Origin of the sequence: Novosphingobium rhizosphaerae, assembly GCF_050920675.1 — a bacterium.
Taxonomy (GTDB): domain Bacteria; phylum Pseudomonadota; class Alphaproteobacteria; order Sphingomonadales; family Sphingomonadaceae; genus Novosphingobium; species Novosphingobium rhizosphaerae.
In genome coordinates, this window is sequence record NZ_CP137861.1 from 4,142,888 (window position 1) to 4,161,564 (window position 18,677).

General features: G+C 65.8%; 21 protein-coding genes and 2 tRNA genes. 11 read left to right on the forward strand and 12 right to left on the reverse strand.

All coding sequences use genetic code 11. The features are described 5' to 3' along the window. Positions 1 to 19 precede the first annotated feature (19 nt). The 5 genes from R9J51_RS18770 to aspS form a co-directional block, all read right to left on the reverse strand. Positions 20 to 544: a 2'-5' RNA ligase family protein gene (locus R9J51_RS18770; RefSeq protein ID WP_179505375.1), complete on the reverse strand. Its 525-nt coding sequence runs from the start codon at positions 542 to 544 to the stop codon at positions 20 to 22. A gap of 120 nt (positions 545 to 664) precedes the next feature. Then, positions 665 to 1,648 (reverse strand): endolytic transglycosylase MltG, encoded by a 984-nt coding sequence (gene mltG, locus R9J51_RS18775; protein WP_168556757.1) that lies wholly within the window; start codon positions 1,646 to 1,648, stop codon positions 665 to 667. 59 nt (positions 1,649 to 1,707) lie between these two features. Further along, a complete protein-coding gene (gene fabF, locus R9J51_RS18780) occupies positions 1,708 to 2,964 on the reverse strand; it encodes a beta-ketoacyl-ACP synthase II (RefSeq protein ID WP_168556756.1) in 1,257 nt (418 codons plus the stop codon). Positions 2,965 to 3,102: 138 nt separating this feature from the next. Then, positions 3,103 to 3,339 carry an acyl carrier protein gene (locus R9J51_RS18785; protein ID WP_028657713.1) on the reverse strand — a complete coding sequence of 79 codons (237 nt, stop codon included), beginning with the start codon at positions 3,337 to 3,339 and terminating at the stop codon, positions 3,103 to 3,105. A gap of 140 nt (positions 3,340 to 3,479) precedes the next feature. Then, on the reverse strand, positions 3,480 to 5,261 hold the full coding sequence (gene aspS, locus R9J51_RS18790; RefSeq protein ID WP_179505376.1) for an aspartate--tRNA ligase: 1,782 nt from the start codon (positions 5,259 to 5,261) through the stop codon (positions 3,480 to 3,482). A gap of 184 nt (positions 5,262 to 5,445) precedes the next feature. Between aspS and rnd the strand changes: the two genes are divergently transcribed. From rnd to R9J51_RS18805, 3 genes are read left to right on the forward strand one after another with little or no spacing between them, the layout of a single operon-like run. Continuing rightward, on the forward strand, positions 5,446 to 6,678 hold the full coding sequence (gene rnd / locus R9J51_RS18795; protein ID WP_168556754.1) for a ribonuclease D: 1,233 nt from the start codon (positions 5,446 to 5,448) through the stop codon (positions 6,676 to 6,678). Next, on the forward strand, positions 6,675 to 7,571 hold the full coding sequence (locus R9J51_RS18800) for a hydrogen peroxide-inducible genes activator (protein WP_168556753.1): 897 nt from the start codon (positions 6,675 to 6,677) through the stop codon (positions 7,569 to 7,571). The genes rnd and R9J51_RS18800 overlap by 4 nt, the downstream gene beginning before the upstream one ends. Next, positions 7,568 to 8,173 carry a YitT family protein gene (locus R9J51_RS18805; RefSeq protein WP_179505377.1) on the forward strand — a complete coding sequence of 202 codons (606 nt, stop codon included), beginning with the start codon at positions 7,568 to 7,570 and terminating at the stop codon, positions 8,171 to 8,173. The genes R9J51_RS18800 and R9J51_RS18805 overlap by 4 nt, the downstream gene beginning before the upstream one ends. A 138-nt stretch (positions 8,174 to 8,311) precedes the next feature. On the opposite strand, the gene pgsA is transcribed toward R9J51_RS18805, so the two are convergent. Then, a complete protein-coding gene (pgsA, locus tag R9J51_RS18810) occupies positions 8,312 to 8,905 on the reverse strand; it encodes a CDP-diacylglycerol--glycerol-3-phosphate 3-phosphatidyltransferase (protein WP_168556751.1) in 594 nt (197 codons plus the stop codon). 227 nt (positions 8,906 to 9,132) lie between these two features. On the opposite strand from pgsA, the gene R9J51_RS18815 reads away from it, so the two are divergent. Continuing rightward, positions 9,133 to 10,551, forward strand: a complete 1,419-nt coding sequence (locus tag R9J51_RS18815) for an MFS transporter (protein ID WP_169475974.1) — start codon at positions 9,133 to 9,135, stop codon at positions 10,549 to 10,551. A gap of 7 nt (positions 10,552 to 10,558) precedes the next feature. On the opposite strand, the gene R9J51_RS18820 is transcribed toward R9J51_RS18815, so the two are convergent. From R9J51_RS18820 to R9J51_RS18830, 3 genes are all read right to left on the reverse strand, one after another. Beyond that, complete coding sequence (locus tag R9J51_RS18820; RefSeq protein ID WP_168556749.1) at positions 10,559 to 10,819, reverse strand: hypothetical protein; 261 nt, start codon at positions 10,817 to 10,819, stop codon at positions 10,559 to 10,561. A gap of 158 nt (positions 10,820 to 10,977) precedes the next feature. Then, the gene (locus R9J51_RS18825; RefSeq protein ID WP_168556748.1) at positions 10,978 to 11,160 is read right to left on the reverse strand and encodes a CsbD family protein; all 183 of its coding nucleotides are present in this window, start codon (positions 11,158 to 11,160) and stop codon (positions 10,978 to 10,980) included. Positions 11,161 to 11,291: 131 nt separating this feature from the next. After that, entirely contained in the window at positions 11,292 to 11,726 is a 435-nt protein-coding gene (locus tag R9J51_RS18830; RefSeq protein ID WP_168556747.1) for an EVE domain-containing protein, read from the reverse strand. 63 nt (positions 11,727 to 11,789) lie between these two features. On the opposite strand from R9J51_RS18830, the gene R9J51_RS18835 reads away from it, so the two are divergent. Both R9J51_RS18835 and R9J51_RS18840 read left to right on the forward strand, forming a co-directional pair. Then, a complete protein-coding gene (locus tag R9J51_RS18835; protein WP_179505378.1) occupies positions 11,790 to 12,725 on the forward strand; it encodes an isopenicillin N synthase family oxygenase in 936 nt (311 codons plus the stop codon). Between the two features lie 209 nt (positions 12,726 to 12,934). Next, a complete protein-coding gene (locus R9J51_RS18840; RefSeq protein ID WP_168556745.1) occupies positions 12,935 to 13,501 on the forward strand; it encodes a carboxymuconolactone decarboxylase family protein in 567 nt (188 codons plus the stop codon). 51 nt (positions 13,502 to 13,552) lie between these two features. Here R9J51_RS18840 and R9J51_RS18845 read toward each other — a convergent pair. The 3 genes from R9J51_RS18845 to R9J51_RS18855 all read right to left on the reverse strand — a co-directional run bounded on the left by R9J51_RS18845 (position 13,553) and on the right by R9J51_RS18855 (position 14,272). Continuing rightward, a tRNA-Ala gene (locus R9J51_RS18845) sits at positions 13,553 to 13,628 on the reverse strand. 64 nt (positions 13,629 to 13,692) lie between these two features. Continuing rightward, positions 13,693 to 13,768: transfer RNA gene (locus R9J51_RS18850), tRNA-Ala, on the reverse strand. Positions 13,769 to 13,954: 186 nt separating this feature from the next. Continuing rightward, complete coding sequence (locus R9J51_RS18855) at positions 13,955 to 14,272, reverse strand: FYDLN acid domain-containing protein (protein WP_168556744.1); 318 nt, start codon at positions 14,270 to 14,272, stop codon at positions 13,955 to 13,957. A 252-nt stretch (positions 14,273 to 14,524) separates the two neighbouring features. Here R9J51_RS18855 and aroA point away from each other — a divergent pair, with 252 nt between their 5' ends. The 5 genes from aroA (at position 14,525) to R9J51_RS18880 (ending at position 18,594) form a co-directional block, all read left to right on the forward strand. After that, positions 14,525 to 15,847, forward strand: coding sequence for a 3-phosphoshikimate 1-carboxyvinyltransferase (gene aroA, locus R9J51_RS18860; protein ID WP_179506561.1), 1,323 nt, complete (start codon positions 14,525 to 14,527; stop codon positions 15,845 to 15,847). Beyond that, a complete protein-coding gene (locus R9J51_RS18865) occupies positions 15,844 to 16,134 on the forward strand; it encodes a CBU_0592 family membrane protein (protein ID WP_179505379.1) in 291 nt (96 codons plus the stop codon). The genes aroA and R9J51_RS18865 overlap by 4 nt, the downstream gene beginning before the upstream one ends. Further along, positions 16,131 to 16,757: a cytidylate kinase gene (locus R9J51_RS18870; protein WP_179505380.1), complete on the forward strand. Its 627-nt coding sequence runs from the start codon at positions 16,131 to 16,133 to the stop codon at positions 16,755 to 16,757. Before R9J51_RS18865 ends, R9J51_RS18870 begins: the two co-directional genes overlap by 4 nt. A gap of 98 nt (positions 16,758 to 16,855) precedes the next feature. Then, a complete protein-coding gene (locus R9J51_RS18875) occupies positions 16,856 to 17,293 on the forward strand; it encodes a PilZ domain-containing protein (protein WP_179505381.1) in 438 nt (145 codons plus the stop codon). 140 nt (positions 17,294 to 17,433) lie between these two features. Continuing rightward, complete coding sequence (locus R9J51_RS18880; RefSeq protein ID WP_179505382.1) at positions 17,434 to 18,594, forward strand: acyltransferase family protein; 1,161 nt, start codon at positions 17,434 to 17,436, stop codon at positions 18,592 to 18,594. The last annotated feature ends 83 nt before the right edge of the window (positions 18,595 to 18,677 follow it).

Here is an 18,677-nt window from a genome sequence, read left to right on the forward strand (position 1 = left end):
CCAGGCTCATCCCGTCCCGCTACCGCCCGCGAAAGGTCCATTGGGCTTGGGTTTGCCAGGCACCGCCACCCTCGGGGAGACGTTGCAGGCTGTGCAGGTCAAGGCCGGCGAAGGCGAAGGGCTCACCCTGGAACCGCCCCGCCAGCGCCGCCTGGAGCGCACGCACCTCACTGCGGGGGACCTTGTTCTGGATGGTCACGTGGAAACGCGGCGTGCCTTGGTCGGCCATGCCCAGCAAGCCGTGGAGCGCCGTGGCAAGATCGGCGTGCACCGCTTCCAGCGCCGGGCTGTGGACCGCAACAGCCGTGCCGGTGCCCTGGTCCACCACCCCGGCGAGTTGGGCCGGCGGTGGCGGCGTCATCGTGCAAAGCCGCGCGACCAGGCGGTGCACTTCCCCCAGGGCGGAGGGCGGCAGAGCGTGGAACAGGGTGACATGGGCAGGCACGTGGTTGCGCTCGGGCGGGTAGTGCGCGCGGCGCAGGCCCTGCATCTGGCCGAAAAGCGCGGCGGGGAGCCGGGCGGTGAGGACCAGAGGCCCGCTCACCCGATGCACCCTGCCGCGCGGGAGAAATCGGAACAGCCGGAACGAGGCGCAAGCGCTTCAGGCGGCAAATCCGTAAAACTCCCTATGGCGTGATACCGGGTTGCCGCCGGCAAGACCAGCTTACAGATCGCCACGCGCGCGGCGGATGGCAAACCACTTGGCGACGTTGGCATTGTGCTGCTCCAGCGTATCGGCAAACACGTGGCCGCCGGTGCCATCGGCGACCATGAACAGCGCCTCGGTCTTGGCCGGGTGCAGCACCGCCTCGATCGAGGCGCGGCCCGGATTGGTGATCGGCCCCTTGGGCAGGCCGGTCATCGCATAGGTGTTGTAGTCGTTGACCGCCTGGATTTCCGACTGGCGGATGCGGCGGCCCAGCGGCTTGCCGCGCGTGATCGGATAGATGATCGTGGGATCGGCCTGCAGCAGCATGCCCTTGCGCAGGCGGTTGGAATAGAGGCCCGCCACCATCCGGCGCTCGGTGGGCTTGCCGGTTTCCTTTTCCACGATGGAGGCCAGGATCAGCGCCTCTTGCGGGGTCTTGGCCACGGTATCCGGGCTGCGCTGCGCCCACAATTCGGCCAGGGTCTTGGTCATCGCCGCCTGCATCCGCGCCAGTACCGCCTTGCGCGGCTCGCCCCGCCGGATTTCATAGCTGTCGGGCAGGACAGTGCCTTCCTCGGGCACGTCCACCGCACCGGTCAGCAGCGGCTGGGCCATCAGGCGTTCCTGCACCATGATCGCCGGCATGCCTTCGGGCACGGTCACCAGGCGGCGGAGCGTGCCCTGCTCGCCCTGCAGGATCTTCAGGATCGTCGATCCGCTGGCATGGGCGGGCAGGCTGAATTCGCCGGCCTTGATCGGTGCCTTGTCGCCCAGCAGGCGCGCCCGCGCGCGAAACGTGGTGGCCGAGGCCACCGCCCCTTCGGCTTCCAGCTTGTCGGCAATCGAGCCCACGCTGGCGCCATCGGGCACGACGAACGCGGCGTCCTTGGCCAGCGGGCCGGGTCCATACCAGCCCCACAGGAAATGCGTGCCCCAGGCCGCCGCCAGGAGCAGCACGCCCAGGATGACCAGCCGGACCTTACCGATACGGGCAATCATGGGCGCGCGCTTCCTTGGTTTGCGGCTTTGAGGTCTGCGACGGCGTTTGGCCTTGCGGCTCAAACTGCCTTCATGATCAGGCTGGCGTTGGTGCCGCCAAACCCGAACGAGTTGTTGAGCACGGCGCGCACGGTGCGCTTCTTGGCCACGTGCGGCACCAGGTCGACGCCGTCGGTTCCCTCGTCGGGATTGTCGAGGTTGAGCGTGGGGGGCACGATCTGGTCGCGGATGGCCAGGATGCAGAAGATCGCTTCCACCGCGCCCGCGCCGCCCAGCAGGTGGCCGATGGCCGACTTGGTGCTGCTCATCGACGCGCCCGACAGGTCATCGCCCAGCACGCGCTTGACTGCGGCGAGTTCGATCGTGTCGGCCATGGTCGACGTGCCGTGAGCGTTGACATAGTCGATGTCGCCCGCTTCCATCCCGGCCTTGCGCAGCGCCATGCGCATGGCGAGTTCGGCGCCCTTGCCTTCGGGGTGCGGCGCAGTGACGTGATAGGCATCGCCCGACAGGCCGTAGCCGACCACTTCGGCATAGATCTTGGCGCCGCGCGCCTTGGCGTGCTCGTACTCTTCCAGCACGACAACGCCAGCGCCCTCGCCCATCACGAAGCCGTCGCGATCCTTGTCATAAGGGCGGCTGGCCTGTTCGGGGCGGTCGTTGTAGCTGCAATTGAGCGCGCGCGCCTGGGCAAAGCCGGCCACGCCCAGCGGGTTGATCGTGCTTTCCGCGCCGCCCGCCAGCATCACGTCGGCGTCGCCATCCTTGATCATCCGCGCGGCATCGCCGATCGAGTGGGCGCCGGTGGAGCAGGCGGTGACGACCGCGTGGTTCGGGCCCATCAGGCCATACTTGATCGAGACCTGGCCCGAGATCAGGTTGATCAGGCGGCCATGGACGAAGTGCGGGGAAACGCGGCCCGGGCCCTTTTCGTGCAGGACGATCGATTCGCTTTCGATCCCCGGCAGCCCGCCGATGCCCGAACCGATCGAGCAGCCGGTGCGCGTCTTGAGATCGTCATCCATGTCCACCAGGCCGGCGTCTTCCAGCGCCTGGCCCGCGGCATCGATGCCATAGACGATGAACGGATCGACCTGGCGCTGAATCTTGTGGTCGACTCGCTTGCTCGCGTCGAATCCATAAGGATGGTCGGCCGGCTTCACTTCGCAGGCGATCTGGCACTTCTGGTTGCTGGCGTCGAACCGGGTAATCGGCCCGGCGCCAGACTTGCCGGCGAGCAGATTCGCCCAAACGGTTTCCACGTCCGCGCCCAGCGGGGTGACAAGGCCGAGGCCGGTTACGACGACACGACGCATTCTATTCTCCGCAAAATCACAAACGAACAGGCCCAGCCCCGCAGACATGGGGGCTGAGCCTGCCGAATTCCTCCCCTTTTGCCAATACCTTGTGCCGTTTTAGGCAAAGGCGATGGCGCTCATGGGGAAGCGGGGCGATCAGCCCTTGTTTTCGTCGATGTACTTGATCGCGTCCGAAACGGTCGAGATCTTCTCGGCCGCGTCGTCGGGGATTTCCACACCGAATTCTTCTTCAAAGGCCATGACCAGCTCGACGATGTCGAGCGAGTCAGCGCCGAGATCGTCGATGAAGCTGGCGTCTTCGGTGACCTTGTCGGCCTCGACGCCGAGGTGCTCGACAACGATCTTCTTAACGCGGTCGGCGGTATCGCTCATTATATGCCCCTTCGCAGGAAACAGGTTGGTGGTCGCGGGTCAGGCATCGCCCTAATAGGCTGTTGAACCGCTGGCAAGAGGCGCCCGCATCGTGCCCTCTCAAGCGTGGGACACGAGCGCCGGTCGGAAGGCGCTGCCGATCAGCCCTTGGGCTGTTCGACAACGCGAATATTGAGTTCCCGCAACTGCTTGGGTTCGGCCGGCGAAGGCGCACCCATCAGCAGGTCTTCGGCCCGCTGGTTCATCGGGAACAGCGTGATCTCGCGCAGGTTCTGCGCGCCGCACAGCAGCATGACGATGCGATCCACCCCGGCCGCCATCCCGCCGTGGGGCGGCGCGCCATACTGGAACGCGCGGTAGAGACCGCCAAAGCGCTCTTCCACGTCGGCCTTGGTCAGGCCGACGATCTCGAACGCCTTGACCATGGTTTCGGGCGACTGGTTGCGGATCGAACCCGAAGCGATTTCATAGCCGTTGCACACCAGGTCGTACTGGAAGGCCTTGATCGTCAACGGATCCTGGTTCGTCAGCGCGTCCATCCCGCCCTGCGGCATGGAGAACGGGTTGTGGCTGAATTCCACCTTCTTGTTGTCTTCATCCCATTCATAGAACGGGAAATCGACAATCCAGCACAGCTTGTAGGTGCCTTCTTCCACCAGGCCGAGCTGGGCGGCCACGCGGTTGCGCGCCAGGCCCGCCAGCTTGGCGGCCTGGTCGGCCTTGCCCGCGGCAAAGAACAGCCCGTCGTTTTCGCCAAGGCCCAGCTCGGCATAGAGCGCGGCCATGCCTTCGGCCCCATGATTCTTGGCGATCGGCCCGCCGAACTCGCCGCCCTTGCGGGTGACATAGCCCAGGCCCGCATGGCCTTCGGCACGCGCCCAGTCGTTCATCTCGTCGAAGAACTTGCGGCTCTTGTCCGCCGTGCCCGGCGCGGGAATCGCACGGACCACGCCGCCGCCGCCCACGATCTTCTCGAACAGGCCAAAGCCCGAAGCGGTGAAGTGGTGCGAAACGTCGGTGATGATCAGCGGGTTGCGCAGGTCCGGCTTGTCCGAACCATACTTGAGGATCGCCTCATCATAAGGAATGCGCGGGAACTGGCCCACGGGCGTCACCGGCTTGCCGTCGGCAAAGGCTTCGAACACGCCGCCGATCACCGGCTCCATCGTTTCCCAGACTTCTTCCTGGGTCACAAAGCTCATTTCCAGGTCGAGCTGGTAGAATTCGCCCGGCAGGCGATCGGCGCGCGGGTCTTCATCGCGGAAGCATGGCGCGATCTGGAAATAGCGGTCGAAACCCGCCACCATCAGCAGCTGCTTGTACTGCTGCGGCGCCTGGGGCAGCGCATAGAACTTGCCGGCGTGGATGCGGCTCGGCACCAGGAAGTCGCGCGCGCCTTCCGGGCTCGACGCCGTCAGGATCGGGGTGGAATATTCGGTGAAACCGGCCCCTTCCATGCGGCGGCGCATGTCGGAAATGATCTTCGTGCGCGTGACGATGTTGGCGTGCAGCGTCTCGCGGCGCAGATCGAGGAAGCGATAGCGCAGGCGGATGTCTTCGGGATATTCCTGCTCCCCGGCCACCGGCATGGGCAGTTCTTCCGCCGCCGAAAGCACGGTGGCGGCCTTGGCAAAGACTTCGATGGCGCCGGTTGCCAGGTTGGCATTCACGGTTGCTTCGTTGCGCGCCTTCACCACGCCTTCGATCGTGACGACGCTTTCCACGCGCACGCCTTCGAGCAGCGGCAGCGCGGCGCTGTCGCTATCTGCCACGATCTGGGTGATCCCGTAGTGATCGCGCAAGTCCACGAACAGCACGCCGCCATGGTCGCGCTTGCGATGCACCCAGCCCGAGAGGCGAACGTTTTCGCCGACATGCTCGCGCGAGAGGGCGCCGCAGGTGTGGGAACGGTAAGGATGCATCGAAACTCTTTCCAATCGGTCTGCAATAAGGCAGGTGAGACAGGCTTAATGTCTGGCGCGGCCAAGAGGCGATGGCCGCGCTTTTGTCAAGCCGCCGCTCCCGGACGGGGGCACCACCGGCCCCAGGCCGCCCCAAGGTGTTGCGGCACCTGTACGGCGGAATCGGGCCATACAGAAAAGAACGATGAAGATACATCCGCTGATTACCACGACCGCCGCGCTTGCCGAACTGTGCGAGCGGCTGGCCAAGTCAGACTTCGTCACGGTCGACACCGAGTTCATGCGCGAGAACACCTATTGGCCGGAATTGTGCCTGGTGCAGATCGCCAACGAGGAGGAAGCGGCCGCGATCGACCCGCTAGCGCCGGGGATCGACCTTTCCCCGCTGCTCGACCTGTTGGTGGACAACGAAGACGTGCTCAAGGTCTTCCATGCCGGCGGCCAGGACGTTGAAATCATTTACAATCTTTCGGGCCGCACGCCGCACCCGATCTTCGATACGCAGATTGCGATGATGGCCCTCTCGCAAAGCGAGCAGATCGGCTACTCCAACCTCGTCGAAGCCTGGCTGGGCCTGTCGATCGACAAGGGCGCGCGCTTCACCGACTGGTCGCGCCGCCCGCTGACCGAGCGGCAGATCGAATATGCCATCGGCGACGTCACGCACCTGTCGAAAATCTTCCCCAGGATGCTCAAGCGTCTGATCAAGACAGGGCGCGGCGAGTGGCTGGACATCGAGATGGAAAAGCTGGCCGATCCCGAAAACTATCGCAACGACCCGGGCAAGGTGTGGGAAAAGATCCGTCCGCCCAGCCGCAACCCAGCCGTGCTCGGCCGCCTGCGCGCGATCGCCGCCTGGCGCGAGGCCGAGGCGATGGACAAGAACATCCCGCGCGGCCGCATCATGCGCGACGAAACCCTGGCCGACATCGCCAGCCACCCGCCGCGCGAACAGCATGACCTGGCCAAAGTGCGCGGCCTCTCCACCGGATGGAAGGATAACGACATCGGACGCCGCCTCATGCAGACCCTGGCCGATGCCAAGCCCCTGACCGAAGCGGAAATGCCGCCGCGCGCACCGCGCGGTGCGCCGCTGGGCAAGGAAGGCGCGCTGGTGGCCGATCTGCTCAAGCTGCTGCTCAAGATCCGCAGCCGCGAGATCGACGTGGCCTCGCGCCTGCTTGCCCGCAGCGACGATCTGGAAGCGCTCGCTGCCGGGCAGCGCAAGGGCTTGGCCCTGCTGGAAAGCTGGCGCTACGAACAGTTCGGCCGCGATGCGTTGGAACTGGTCGAAGGGCGACTGGCCTTTGCCGTGGTCAACGGCAAGCTCAAGATGGCGCATATCGACCAGATCGGCAACAATGGCGGGGCCGCTCCGGCGGCGGGCACGGCACCCGAGGAGCCGACCGGGGAATGAGCACTTACCTGCCCACCCTCAAGCAATTGCAATACCTGGTGGCGCTGCACGAACACGGCCACTTCGGCAAGGCAGCCGATTCGTGCTTCGTCTCGCAGTCCACGCTTTCGGCGGGCCTGCGCGAACTCGAATCGCTCTTGGGCGTCACTCTGGTGGAGCGCACGCGCCGCGTCGTGCGCTTCACCCCGCTGGGCAACCAGGTGGTGGCCAAGGCGCATCGCCTGCTGCGCGAAGCCGAAGAACTGTCCGAACTCGTCCAGTCGCACGGCGTGCCGCTGGCCGGCGAACTGCGGATGAGCGTGATCCCCACGATCGCGCCGTTCCTGCTGCCGCGCCTGTTGCCCCGGCTGCGCCGCGATCGCCCGCAATTGAAGCTGTTCCTGCGCGAGGAGCCCAGCGCCGCCGCGATCGAATCGCTGCACCATGGCCGCGCCGATTGCGTGCTGCTGGCCCTGCCCTTTGCCACCGGCGAAGTGGACGTGGCCCCGCTGTTCAAGGACCGGCTCTATGTCGCCTTCCCGCAGGATGATCCGCGCGATCCGCCCGAATCGATTCCCCCGTCGCTGATCGACGAGAATCGCCTGCTGCTGCTGGAAGACGGGCACTGCCTGAAAGAGCATGCCCTGGCCGCGTGCAACCGGCCCGAACTGCGCGCCAGCGCCACGATGATCGGCACCAGCCTGCACACCCTGGTGCAGATGGTGGACAATGGCCTGGGGTTGACCATGCTGCCGGAAATGGCGGTGGAAGCCGGCATCCTGCACGACACCCACATCGTCGCGCGCCCACTGCAATCCGATCACGCCTATCGCGAGATCGCGCTGGTCTGGCGCAAAAACTCTCCCCGTGCCGAGGAATTCAAGCTCCTGGCCGAGGAACTGCGCGCGCCATGAAAGTCCAGCGCCACAACGCGCTGGAAGATCTCTACGGCGTTGCCACGGGCTGCCTGTTGCTGGCCCTGGGACTGCACCTGCTGCACCAGGCGCGGCTGATCACCGGGGGCATGGCGGGCCTGGCGCTGCTGCTGTCGTACCTCGCGCCGCTTTCACCCGGTACGCTGTTTGCCGTGCTCAACCTGCCGATCTTCCTGCTCTTCTGGCGCAGCCAGGGCACGCCCTACACGCTGCGCAGCCTGGTCGCGACGCTGGCCATCACCGGCATGGTGACGCTGGTGGCCAAGGGCCTGGTGCTCACTTCGGCCAGCCCCGCCGCCGCCGCGGTGATCGGCGGCACGGTGATGGGCATGGGCCTACTCGCCGTGACGCGCCACGGCACGGCGGTGGGCGGATCGAGCGTGATCGCCCGCTGGCTCAGCCGCAAGAAGGGCTGGAACTTCGGCCGCCTGCTGATGATCACCGACGCCACGATCATCGCCACCTCGGCGCTGGTCCTCGGCCCCGAACGCGCGATCTGGTCGCTGGTGAGTGCCACCTGCGCCAACCTGATGGTGATGACCTGGCACCGCCCGGACCGCTATCTGGCGGAGAGTTTGTGAGAGACCATCGGGCGCGATGAAGTAGCGGGACCCCGGATCAAGTCCGGGGTGACGGTATCATCCTTCGTCACCCCGGACTTGATCCGGGGTCCCGCTGTTCCGCTGCGATAAACCTAACGCCGGCTGCCGAAGCCCCACTCAATCCATGTGCTTCAAACCAACCCGCAGGTAATCCCAGCCGGTGATCACGGTCAGCCCCGCTGCGCCCCACAGCGTCGCCAGGCCCACCGTGTGCGGCACGTTGATGACGATGCCCGACAGGGTCAGCGTCCACCACGGCGTGGCGCAGCCCAGGATCAGCGAGCCGAGCGAGACCATCTGGAACGTGGTCTTCCACTTGGCGAGCTTGGACACCGGCACCGAAACCTGGATGCCGCCCAGGAACTCGCGCAGGCCGGAAACCGCGATCTCACGCAGCAGGATGACGAGGCCGGCGATCACGTGCATGTCGCCAACATAAGGGCCGGTCAGCACGCCCTGTGCGGTCAGCACCAGGATCACGGCGGCGACCATGATCTTGTCGGCAATCGGGTCGAGGAACACGCCCAGCTTCGACACCGCGCCTTGCGCGCGGGCGAGGTAACCGTCGAAATAGTCGGTCACGCCCATCAGGCAATACATGGCAAAGCCCAGGGCATAGCCGGTGGGCCAGTGTGGCCACCACAGCAGGGCCACCAGCAGCGGCACGGCGACAATGCGCGAAAGCGTGAGAATGTTGGGCAACGTCAGCATGGTCGTTACGCAATACGGCGCTGGCCGCAAACATGGAAACGGTTTGTGCACCATACGGCTGGCATGGCCGATCTTGCGCTCGGCCATCTTGCCGATCGTTCGGGCGCCACCCATTTACGACAGGCTGCGGGCAAATCCCGCGTGGTGCCTCGCTTGCCCCTTGCCCCCCCCGCGTGGGGCGCTAAGGCAGGCGGAACAGAGACCAGGGATGCCCGGCAACATTTAGAATGACCACCACAACGCATCTCCTTCGCGCCCGTCGCTTCTTGCCCCTGTTCGTCACCCAGTTGCTGGGCGCGTTCAACGACAACCTGTTCAAGAACGCCATGGTGCTGTTCGTGGTGTTCAGCGTGTACAATTCGGAAAAAGCCGAAGCGCACTTTTCCGGCATGGCGACGGCGCTGTTCATCATTCCCTTCGTGGCGCTGTCCGCGCTGTCGGGCCAATTGGCCGACATGCGCGACAAGGCCCGCATCATCCGCATCGTCAAGACCTGCGAGATCGGGATCATGGGCGTGGGCGCGGCCGGCCTGCTGCTGGCGTGGAAGGGTTTCCACGTCGAAGGCATCGCCATTCCGCTGATGCTGCTGGCGCTGTTTGCGATGGGCGTGCATTCCACGTTCTTTGGCCCGATCAAGTACGCCATCCTGCCCCAGCACCTGCACGCCGATGAAGTCCTGGCCGGCACCGGTCTGGTCGAAGCGGGCACCTACATGGCGATTCTGGCCGGCACTATCGTGGCGGGCTACATCTCTGCCCCGGCAGCGGCGATCACGGTGATCGTGACGGCGCTGATCGGCTTTTTCGCCGGGCGCAGCGTGCCCGATGCCCCGCCTGAAAAGCTGGACGAACCGCTGGCCCTGCCCTTGCTGCGCCCGTTCCTGGCACGCCCGCGCAGCCTGGTGCGCGCCGTGGGCCTGGTGCCGGTGGTTGTGGCAGACCAGGTCGTCTCGCTCTATCGCCTGGTCCATTCCACCACGCGCCACCCGCGCGTGTTCCTGGCGATTGCCGCGATCAGCTTTTTCTGGGCCGTGGGCGCGATCCTGTTCGTGCAGTTCCCGCCGCTCGCCAAGAACGTGCTGGGCTGCAGCAAGGAAGTGGCCAGCCTGTTCCTGGTGATCTTTTCCGTGGGCATCGCGATCGGCTCGATCTCGATCAACCGGCTGCTCAAGGGCACGGTTTCGGCGCGCTATGCCCCGGCCTGCGTGGTGGGCACCGGGCTGTTCGTGGCCGGCTTCCACTTCGTCTGCGCGGCCTGGCCGGTGCCCGAACAGCGCGGCTTGCTCAACCTGACCGGGTTCATCACCGCGCCGCTGGCCGTGCCACTGGTGGGCACGCTGCTGGGCATCGCCATCACCGGTGGCATGTTCATCGTGCCGCTCTATGCCTTCCTCACCACGGTGGTGGAAAAGTGCGAGGCAGCGCGCACCATTGCGGCGAACAACATCGTCAATTCGGCGGCCATGCTGGTGGGCTCGCTGCTGGCGATGGGGTTGACGGCCGCCGGCGTGCGCATCGTCGACCAGTTGCTGCTGACCGGGGTGCTCTGCCTGATTTCGGCCTGGCTCGGGTGGTTGCTCTATCGCGCCGAGCGCGTGCACCTGGGCGAGCGCGAGGCGCACACATTCGACGAAATGGTCGGCTAAAGCTGGTTCAGCTGATGAAGGCCATGATCGCCATGAAACAGGCGCAATAGGCCATCAGGAATTCCTTCACGTCCTGCAACGTGATGCGCTTCCAGTCCACAGGCTGGGAACGCAATGCGGCGCGCTCCATGGCTGCCAGCACTTCGGGCTCGTGCACCGGCATCGGCAAGAGCACGCGGCGCGGCAGCGTGGCCCGGAACGGATGGCCCGGCGCCTTGCCAAAGACGCTGCCCGATCGGGGCGCGGGATGAGGGGCGGAATCGAACATGCCCGCCCTGTTTAGACAATATTAACCATGATGCCACTGCCCGCGCTGCACGTGCGCTGCTGCAGGCGTATCGCCATGGGACAGGGCCCACAAACGAAGCGGGCCGCCCCGGGAAAAGGACGGCCCGCCGTGTCATGTCAGGGACTGTAGCGCAGCGATCAGATGTCGTCGCCCAGAGCGCCCTTCACCTTGCCCGCAGCCTGCTGGGTCTTGCCCTTGGCCTGCTGGGCCAGGCCTTCGGCCTGAAGCTTGGCGTTGTCGGTCGCCTTGCCGGCGGCTTCCTTGACGTTGCCAACCGCTTCGTTGGCCAGGCCCTTGGCGCGATCCTTGAGTTCACCCATGGTGCATCTCCTTGATTTTAAAGGTTCGGATGCGGCCGGGAGAGGGGGGAGCCGGCCGCATCCTTCGAAGCCAACTACGCCCCAGGCGCCCGGTTGGTTCCATGCGATGCGACAGGCCGTTGTCGTGCGCGTTAAACCGTTCCGCCGGCCATCGCCAGGATATGGTCCCATTCATCACGCCGTACCGCGCAGACCGACAGGCGCGACAGGCGCACCAGTTCCATCTCGGCCAGTTCGGGCGTGGCCTTGATCGTCTTGAGGGTGACCGGATTGGCCAGTTTGGCCACCGGCTTGACCTTGACCGCCGCCCATTTGCCGTCGGGATCGGTCGGGTCGGTCAGGCCGGGCACGCTGATGGTTGCAATGCCAACTATTTCCTTGCCGATGTTGGAATGATAGAAGAACGCCAGATCGCCCTCCTTCATCGTCCGCAGGTTCCGCGCTGCCAGATGGTTGCGCACGCCGTCCCAGGTTCCCTCCTTTTCGTTGACCAGATCGTCCCAGCCGTACACGTCGGGTTCGGACTTCATCAGCCAAAGCTGGGTATCGGCACTGATCTCGATCATGGAAACCTTGCGGAAAATGGGTTGGAAGGCGCGCCCATACCGCATTTTCCCCTGGGGAGCCAAATGAACCTCGATACCCTGCCCGTCTTGTCCCTTGCGGCCGATCCGGCCACGCTTTCGCGCGATCTTGGCGCCAGTTTCCAGCAGTTCGGCTTTGCCATGGTCAAGGATCACGGGCTCGATCCCGATCTGGTGGCGCACGCCTGGGCGCAGACGCAGGCATTCTTTGCCCTGCCCGATTCGCAAAAGCGCGAATATGCCATTCCCGGCATCGGCGGTGCGCGCGGCTATACGCCGTTTCGCACCGAAATCGCCAAGGGCGCGAAAGTCAGCGATCTCAAGGAATTCTGGCATGTCGGCCGCGATCTGCCGGCCGGCCATCCGCTGGCGGCGGCCATGCCGCCCAATGTCTGGCCAAGCGAGCCCGAGGGTTTCCGCGACACCTTCACCACCCTGTTCGCCGCCTTCGACGACGTGGGCGCCCGCATCCTGGCGCGCATCGCGGTGTGGCTGGGGCTGGACGAGCATTGGTTCGATCCCGCGATTGCCGATGGCAATTCGGTGCTGCGCCTGCTGCACTATCCGCCGGTGCCCGGCGCGCCCGATGGCGCCATCCGCGCCGGCGCCCATGAAGACATCAATCTCATCACCCTGCTGCTGGGGGCCGAGGAAGCGGGGCTGGAGCTGCTCGCCCGCGATGGCCGCTGGATCGAGGTTTCGCCCCCGCCGGGCGCCCTGGTGGTCAACATCGGCGACATGCTCCAGCGCCTGACCAACCACGTGCTGCCCTCCACCACGCATCGGGTGCGCAATCCCGATGGCGCGCGGGCCGAGTTCAGCCGCTATTCGATGCCGTTCTTCCTGCACTTGCGCAGCGATTTCGCGTTCCACACCCTGCCCCAGTGCATCACCGCGGAGACCCCCGATCGCTATCCCGTGTCGATCACGGCGGACGAGTACCTGCAGCAGCGCCTGCGCGAAATCGGGCTGAGAATGTAAAGATCTGGTTCAAAATTCGCCGCAAGGCGAATTTTGGGTTCGGAACCGGCCCGCTCCCCCACCCGAGCTCCCAACGATAGTACCCTATGGGAGGTCGGGTGGGGGAGCGGGCCGGCGCCGAACCATCCGAACACAGATCAACGGAACCGGCAGGCGCATGGTGCATTGCAGGCGCGGGACCTGTTGCACCGCACAAAAAAGGAGCGCCCATGCGCCTGCCCCTCATTCCCCCGGCCCAACTGACCGACGAGCAGAAGCCGCTCTACGAAGCGATGCGCCAAGGCATCGCCAGCAATTTCAACGCCTTCAAGGTGATCGATGATTCCGGCGCGCTGATGGGTCCGTGGAATCCCTGGCTGCATTCCCCGCGCATCGGCAAGGCGATCTGGGACCTGACGCTGGCCCTGACGGCAGAGGCGACCGTGCCCGATCGCGTGCGCCAGGTGGTGATCCTGGCGGTGGGCGCCCGATTCGATGCCGCCTATGAGATCTATGCCCATGTCGCCGTGGCCGAGAAGGACGGCATGAGCGCACAGCGCCTCGCCACGCTGACCGCCGATCTCAAGCCGGCGGACCTTGCACCCGATGAAAGCGTGGCGTTCGACCTGGCCTATGCCCTGGCGCGCGGCGGCGTGCTGCCCGAGCCGGTCTATGCCCTGGCGCGCGAAACCTTTGGCCAGGACGGGCTCAACGAGCTGATCTTCCTGGTCGGGCTCTATGCCATGGTCTCGGTCACGCTCAACGGCTTCAACGTGCCAGTGCCCGAGCGCGAATAAGGCCGAAACGCAAAAAGCCCCGCACATGGCGGGGCTTTTTTGATCCGGAACTGGTGGAGCCGAGGGGGATCGAACCCCTGACCTCTACAATGCCATTGTAGCGCTCTCCCAGCTGAGCTACGGCCCCACGTGTTCCAGCATTGACGTCCACAAGAGACGAAGTTCCTGTTAATCCAAGAACTTTCGCAGACTGGTGGAGCCGAGGGGGATCGAACCCCTGACCTCTACAATGCCATTGTAGCGCTCTCCCAGCTGAGCTACGGCCCCAAATCGTCTGCCAGGACACCCTGGGAGGCACCCTGTCCGGCCATGCCACCAAGTGGTGATCATCGCCGGGAGCCGCGCCTCTAAGGGAGAGGCTGACGGCTGGCAAGAGGCTTTTTTTGCCGCCTGCCGATTTTCGCGGGCGTCCCGGAAATGTCTTGTGGACATCCCCGGGCAACCCCGAAAGGCTTAGTTTTCCTCGTCCTCGCCGTCGTGCGCGCCCACGCCCAAGTCGTCGTCGCCACCCAGGTCCACGTCGTTGTCGGGCGAATCGCCATCGTCGTCGATGTCCAGATCCTCGTCGGCCAGATCGACGTCGGCATCCGCCTCGACCTTTTCCTTCTGGATCTCTTCATAGGGGATCGGCTGCTTCGACTTGAGCACCGGCTCGGGATGCCAGGAATACTTGCATTCCACGCACGTCACCGGATCGGCATTGCCGAGGTCGTAAAAGCGGGTGCCGCACTTCGGACAGCTATGCTTGGCGCCCCATTCAGGCTTGACCATGGATAATCCTCGAAAAGCTCGCCCGCCGCCATTGGGGCACGGACCGAAAGCAAAAAAGCGTCTTGCCAAAGACCATCTGTATGCGCGTTGCCCGGAAATCAAGCGTGCGCATGACAGACTGCGGCGGGCGCCTTGCCATAGTGGCCGCGCGCTGTCAAAAGCCGCGCGTTTTTGCAGCCTCTTTTGCATTCTTGGCCCCTTTGGCATTCTTGGAAAGATCGATCCGTGAGCACCCATTCCGATCCCGCCCTCATGCGCCCCCGCCGCTTTGCCGCCCAGGGGCCGCTCAAGGGCCGGATTCGCGTGCCGGGTGACAAGTCGATCAGCCACCGCTCGATCATGCTGGGCGCGCTGGCCGTGGGCGAAACCCGCGTGACCGGGCTGCTGGAGGGCGAAGACGTGCTCTCCACCGCTGCCGCCATGCGCGCGATGGGCGCCACCATCGAACGCCAGGCCAATGGCGATTGGCTGGTCGCGGGCGTGGGCGTGGGCGGCCTGCTGCAACCCAACGGCGCGCTCGACATGGGCAATTCCGGCACGTCCACCCGCCTCTTGATGGGCCTGGTCGCCAGCCATCCGATCACCGCCTGCTTCGTGGGCGATGCCAGCCTGTCCAAGCGGCCGATGGGCCGGGTGATCGATCCGCTCAGCCAAGTGGGTGCGCTCTTCACCGCCTATCCCGGCGGGCGCCTGCCGCTGATCGTGGAAGGCGCAGCCACGCCCGTGCCCCTCACCTATCGCCTGCCCGTGGCCTCGGCCCAGGTGAAAAGCGCGGTGCTGCTTGCCGGGCTCAACACGCCCGGCATCACCACCGTGATCGAACCGGTGCCCACGCGAGACCATTCCGAACGCATGCTGCGCGGTTTTGGCGCCGACTTGTCGGTCGAACTCGATAGCGACGGCGCCCGCGTGATCCGCCTGGTCGGCGAAGCCGAACTCAAACCGCAGACCATCACCGTGCCCGGCGATCCATCGTCGGCCGCATTCTTTGCCGTGGCGGCGCTGATCGTGCCGGGGTCTGACCTGGTGATCGAGAACGTCGGCCTCAATCCCACCCGCGCCGCGCTGTTCGACGTGCTGCGCCAGATGGGCGGCAGCATCGAGGAATTGGACCGCCGCGACGTGGGCGGGGAGCCGGTGGCAGACTTGCGCGTGCGCGCCTCCACGCTCACGGGAATCGATGTCGATCCCGCAGTGGTGCCCAGCATGGTGGACGAATTCCCCGTGCTGTTCGTGGCCGCCGCCCATGCCCAAGGCCGCACGATCACGCGCGGGCTGGAAGAGCTGCGCGTCAAGGAATCGGATCGGATCACGGTGATGCGCGTCGCGCTGGAACAGGCCGGCGCCCGCGTGCAGGAAACCGAGGACGGCCTGATCATCGACGGCACCGGCGGCGAAGGGCTGCGCGGTGCCAACAACCATCCCGTGGCCACCCATCTCGATCACCGCATTGCCATGTCGTTGGCGGTCGCTGGCCTGGCCAGCGCGGCCGGGGTGGAAGTGGACGATACGCGTCCCATCGCGACCAGCTTCCCGGTGTTCGAGCAGTTGATCGCCACGGCCACGGGGCAATGACGCTTTCGCCGGTGTTTGCCAATATCTGCGGCTTTATCGGCATGGCCTGCATCATCCTGGCCTATGCCTATACCACGCGCGAGAGCGCCAACGGCCGCCAGCCCAACCCGTTCGTGCAGCATGGCACCAACCTGGCCGGCGCCGCGTTGCTGACGGTTTCGCTGATGGTCAATCTCAACCCTGCATCGCTGGTGCTGGAGGGGTTCTGGTCGGCCATCGCGATCTGGGGCCTGGCCAAGGCCCTGCGCGAAAAAAGAATGCGTGAAGGAAGGACGAACCCGCGATGATCATTGCCATCGATGGCCCCACGGCATCGGGCAAGGGCACGATCGCCCGCGCGCTGGCCGATCATTTCGGCTTGCCCCATCTCGATACCGGCCTGCTCTATCGCGCAGTCGGCCGCCAGGTGGCGCTCAATGGCGGCAATCCGGATGATCCGGCCGATGCGCTGGCCGCCACGGACTTTCCCGAAAGCGTGCTCGCCGATCCCGAACTGCGTTCGGAAGCAAGCGGGGGCCTGGCCAGCCGCGTCTCGATCCATCCGGACGTGCGCGCCGCGTTGCTGGCGCGCCAGCAGGCTTTTGCCAACCAGCCGGGCGGCGCCGTGCTCGACGGGCGCGACATCGCCACCGTCATCGCCCCGCATGCAGAGGCCAAGCTGTTCGTGACCGCCAGCGTGGCGGCGCGGGCACTGCGGCGCTGGGCCGAAATGCAGGCACAGGGCCGCACGGTGGCGCGCGAAGAAATCGAGGCAGACCTCGCCGCCCGCGACGCGCGCGACGCGGGCCGCGCCACCGCGCCCCTGCGCCAGGCCCCCGGCGCGGCCCTGCTCGATACGTCATCCATGGGGCGCGAGGCGGCCGTGGCGGCCGCCATTGCCCTGGTGGAAAAGCAGCTGGCGGCAATTTAAGGCGATAAGGGCGATTGCGTATTGCGCCGCGCCGCCTGAAAGCCATCGCCCAACCACCGTTCTTCCGTGGCAAAGGGCATTGGCCAGCGGAGAACATCATGTTTCGCAAGCAGGAATTGGACGAATCCGGCCCGCGCGAGGGCGGCCCCGGCATGACCGCCGCCGCCACTGGCGCCGAAGCGCGCCGTTTTCCCCGCATCGGGGTGGAACTGCCGGTGCGGGTGAAGCACGGGCTGGTGCGCGCCACGGTCATGCTCAAGGATCTCACGCCCTATGGTGCGCGGATCGAAGGGCTGGAAAAGCAGCGCATCGGCGAGCCGATCATGCTCATGCTGCCCGGCCTCAAGCCCAAGCTGGCGTTCGTTGCCTGGTCCGAACCGATGACCTCGGGCCTGGAATTCGACCACCCCTTGCACGAAACCGTGTTTGCCGCGCTGGTCAGCGATTTTGCGGTGGGGCATCACCGCCGCATGGCCATGGGCCGCCCGCGCGCTGCCGCGACGGCCGCCGATACCGGCGCCGCCGAGGCGGCCTGAGCGCAGGCGGCCGGTCCACCGCGAGGCACAGGCAATTGGGCGCAGGCAAACGCTTGACCATGGACGCGCGCGGCCCATGCGGTTACGGGCGGGCCATGGCCCCTGCCCCGCTTCCCTGCCCTGCCGGTTGATCCCGCGTGATGCCGCAACGCCTCCACCATCTCGATGCCGCACGGGCCGTGCTGCTACTGCTGGGGATTCCGTTTCACGTCGGCACCACGGCCACGATGATCCTGTCGCCCGGCCTGCCCATGTGGATGGCCAATCCGGTGCTCGGCGTCGGGCTGTCGTTCATCCATTCGTTCCGCATGTCGGCGTTCTTCATCCTGGCCGGCTATTTTTCCGGCATGGCCAGCACCCGGCGCGGGCGCCTGTCGTGGCTGGCCGACCGGATGGTGCGCGTGGCCCTGCCGCTGGTGGCCAGCCTCGCCAGCCTGGCGGTGATCCAGTACCATCTCAAAGTCATGCTTTCACCGGCCTGGGCACCGGGCCTCTATGGCTGGCCCCTGGCGGTGGAGCACTTGTGGTTCCTCGTCGTGCTGTTGGGCTTTGTCCTCACGTATGCCTTGCGCCCGGCGCGCGCATTCGTGCCCGATCGCCTGTGGCGCCCGCTGCTCGGCCTTGATCGCGGGACATGGCCGGTGCCCCTGGTGGCGCTGGCCGCCTGGGGCGCGGGGCTGGCCTGGCTGGGGCAAGTGCTGGGCCTGCAGGACAACGAAGCGGTGATCGGCCAGGAACTGCTGCTGCGCTATTTCCAATACCTGCCCGCTTTCGTCATCGGCGCGCTGGGCTGGCGGCTCAAGCTGGCAGACCGCCTGTTCGCGTTCGAGGGGCGCTGGCCCTGGCTGGCCGTGCCGCCGCTGATGATCGGGCATTTCCTGCTCGACCCGCTGGTGCGCCCGCATCTGGGCTGGGAAGCCGATCCCACGCCGCTTTTGCGCGTGCTCGATGGCGCGCTGGCCTGCGCGCTGACTTATGCCATGGCCCTGGTGGTGTTCCGCGTGCTGGCCCACCTGTTCGACCGGCCCAGCCGCGCCGTCTCGTTCCTGGTCGATGGCGCCATGGCGATCTACCTGTTCCACATGACCGTGACGATGCTGGTGATCCTGGCCGTTGCCCGCCTGGGCGCTGCCGGCTGGCCGTTCCCGACGATGCAATGGGCCGCGCTTTCGGCGCTGGTGCTGGGCCTGTCGGTCCTGGTCTTCCTGGTCGTGCGGCGCATTCCGGTGCTGGCGCTGGTCTTTGGCGGGCAGCGCATGGCGCCCCGCCAGCGTGCCGAAACCCCGCCCGCCCATTTATAACTGACGCGATGAAATAGCCGAAAGCCCCGCGGTTCTAACAAGAAGCGTCGGGTGGCTTGATCCAACTTGACATTTATAAAACC

Excerpts from the sequence above, each read along its gene's own strand:
- mltG (WP_168556757.1), bottom strand. The coding sequence starts at position 1,648 with ATGATTGCCCGTATCGGTAAGGTCCGGCTGGTCATCCTGGGCGTGCTG.
- fabF (WP_168556756.1), bottom strand. The coding sequence starts at position 2,964 with ATGCGTCGTGTCGTCGTAACCGGCCTCGGCCTTGTCACCCCGCTGGGC.
- R9J51_RS18785 (WP_028657713.1), bottom strand. The coding sequence starts at position 3,339 with ATGAGCGATACCGCCGACCGCGTTAAGAAGATCGTTGTCGAGCACCTC.
- aspS (WP_179505376.1), bottom strand. The coding sequence starts at position 5,261 with ATGCATCCTTACCGTTCCCACACCTGCGGCGCCCTCTCGCGCGAGCAT.
- rnd (WP_168556754.1), top strand. The coding sequence starts at position 5,446 with ATGAAGATACATCCGCTGATTACCACGACCGCCGCGCTTGCCGAACTG.
- R9J51_RS18800 (WP_168556753.1), top strand. The coding sequence starts at position 6,675 with ATGAGCACTTACCTGCCCACCCTCAAGCAATTGCAATACCTGGTGGCG.
- R9J51_RS18805 (WP_179505377.1), top strand. The coding sequence starts at position 7,568 with ATGAAAGTCCAGCGCCACAACGCGCTGGAAGATCTCTACGGCGTTGCC.
- pgsA (WP_168556751.1), bottom strand. The coding sequence starts at position 8,905 with ATGCTGACGTTGCCCAACATTCTCACGCTTTCGCGCATTGTCGCCGTG.
- R9J51_RS18815 (WP_169475974.1), top strand. The coding sequence starts at position 9,133 with ATGACCACCACAACGCATCTCCTTCGCGCCCGTCGCTTCTTGCCCCTG.
- R9J51_RS18820 (WP_168556749.1), bottom strand. The coding sequence starts at position 10,819 with ATGTTCGATTCCGCCCCTCATCCCGCGCCCCGATCGGGCAGCGTCTTT.
- R9J51_RS18825 (WP_168556748.1), bottom strand. The coding sequence starts at position 11,160 with ATGGGTGAACTCAAGGATCGCGCCAAGGGCCTGGCCAACGAAGCGGTT.
- R9J51_RS18830 (WP_168556747.1), bottom strand. The coding sequence starts at position 11,726 with ATGATCGAGATCAGTGCCGATACCCAGCTTTGGCTGATGAAGTCCGAA.
- R9J51_RS18835 (WP_179505378.1), top strand. The coding sequence starts at position 11,790 with ATGAACCTCGATACCCTGCCCGTCTTGTCCCTTGCGGCCGATCCGGCC.
- R9J51_RS18840 (WP_168556745.1), top strand. The coding sequence starts at position 12,935 with ATGCGCCTGCCCCTCATTCCCCCGGCCCAACTGACCGACGAGCAGAAG.
- R9J51_RS18855 (WP_168556744.1), bottom strand. The coding sequence starts at position 14,272 with ATGGTCAAGCCTGAATGGGGCGCCAAGCATAGCTGTCCGAAGTGCGGC.
- aroA (WP_179506561.1), top strand. The coding sequence starts at position 14,525 with ATGCGCCCCCGCCGCTTTGCCGCCCAGGGGCCGCTCAAGGGCCGGATT.
- R9J51_RS18865 (WP_179505379.1), top strand. The coding sequence starts at position 15,844 with ATGACGCTTTCGCCGGTGTTTGCCAATATCTGCGGCTTTATCGGCATG.
- R9J51_RS18870 (WP_179505380.1), top strand. The coding sequence starts at position 16,131 with ATGATCATTGCCATCGATGGCCCCACGGCATCGGGCAAGGGCACGATC.
- R9J51_RS18875 (WP_179505381.1), top strand. The coding sequence starts at position 16,856 with ATGTTTCGCAAGCAGGAATTGGACGAATCCGGCCCGCGCGAGGGCGGC.
- R9J51_RS18880 (WP_179505382.1), top strand. The coding sequence starts at position 17,434 with ATGCCGCAACGCCTCCACCATCTCGATGCCGCACGGGCCGTGCTGCTA.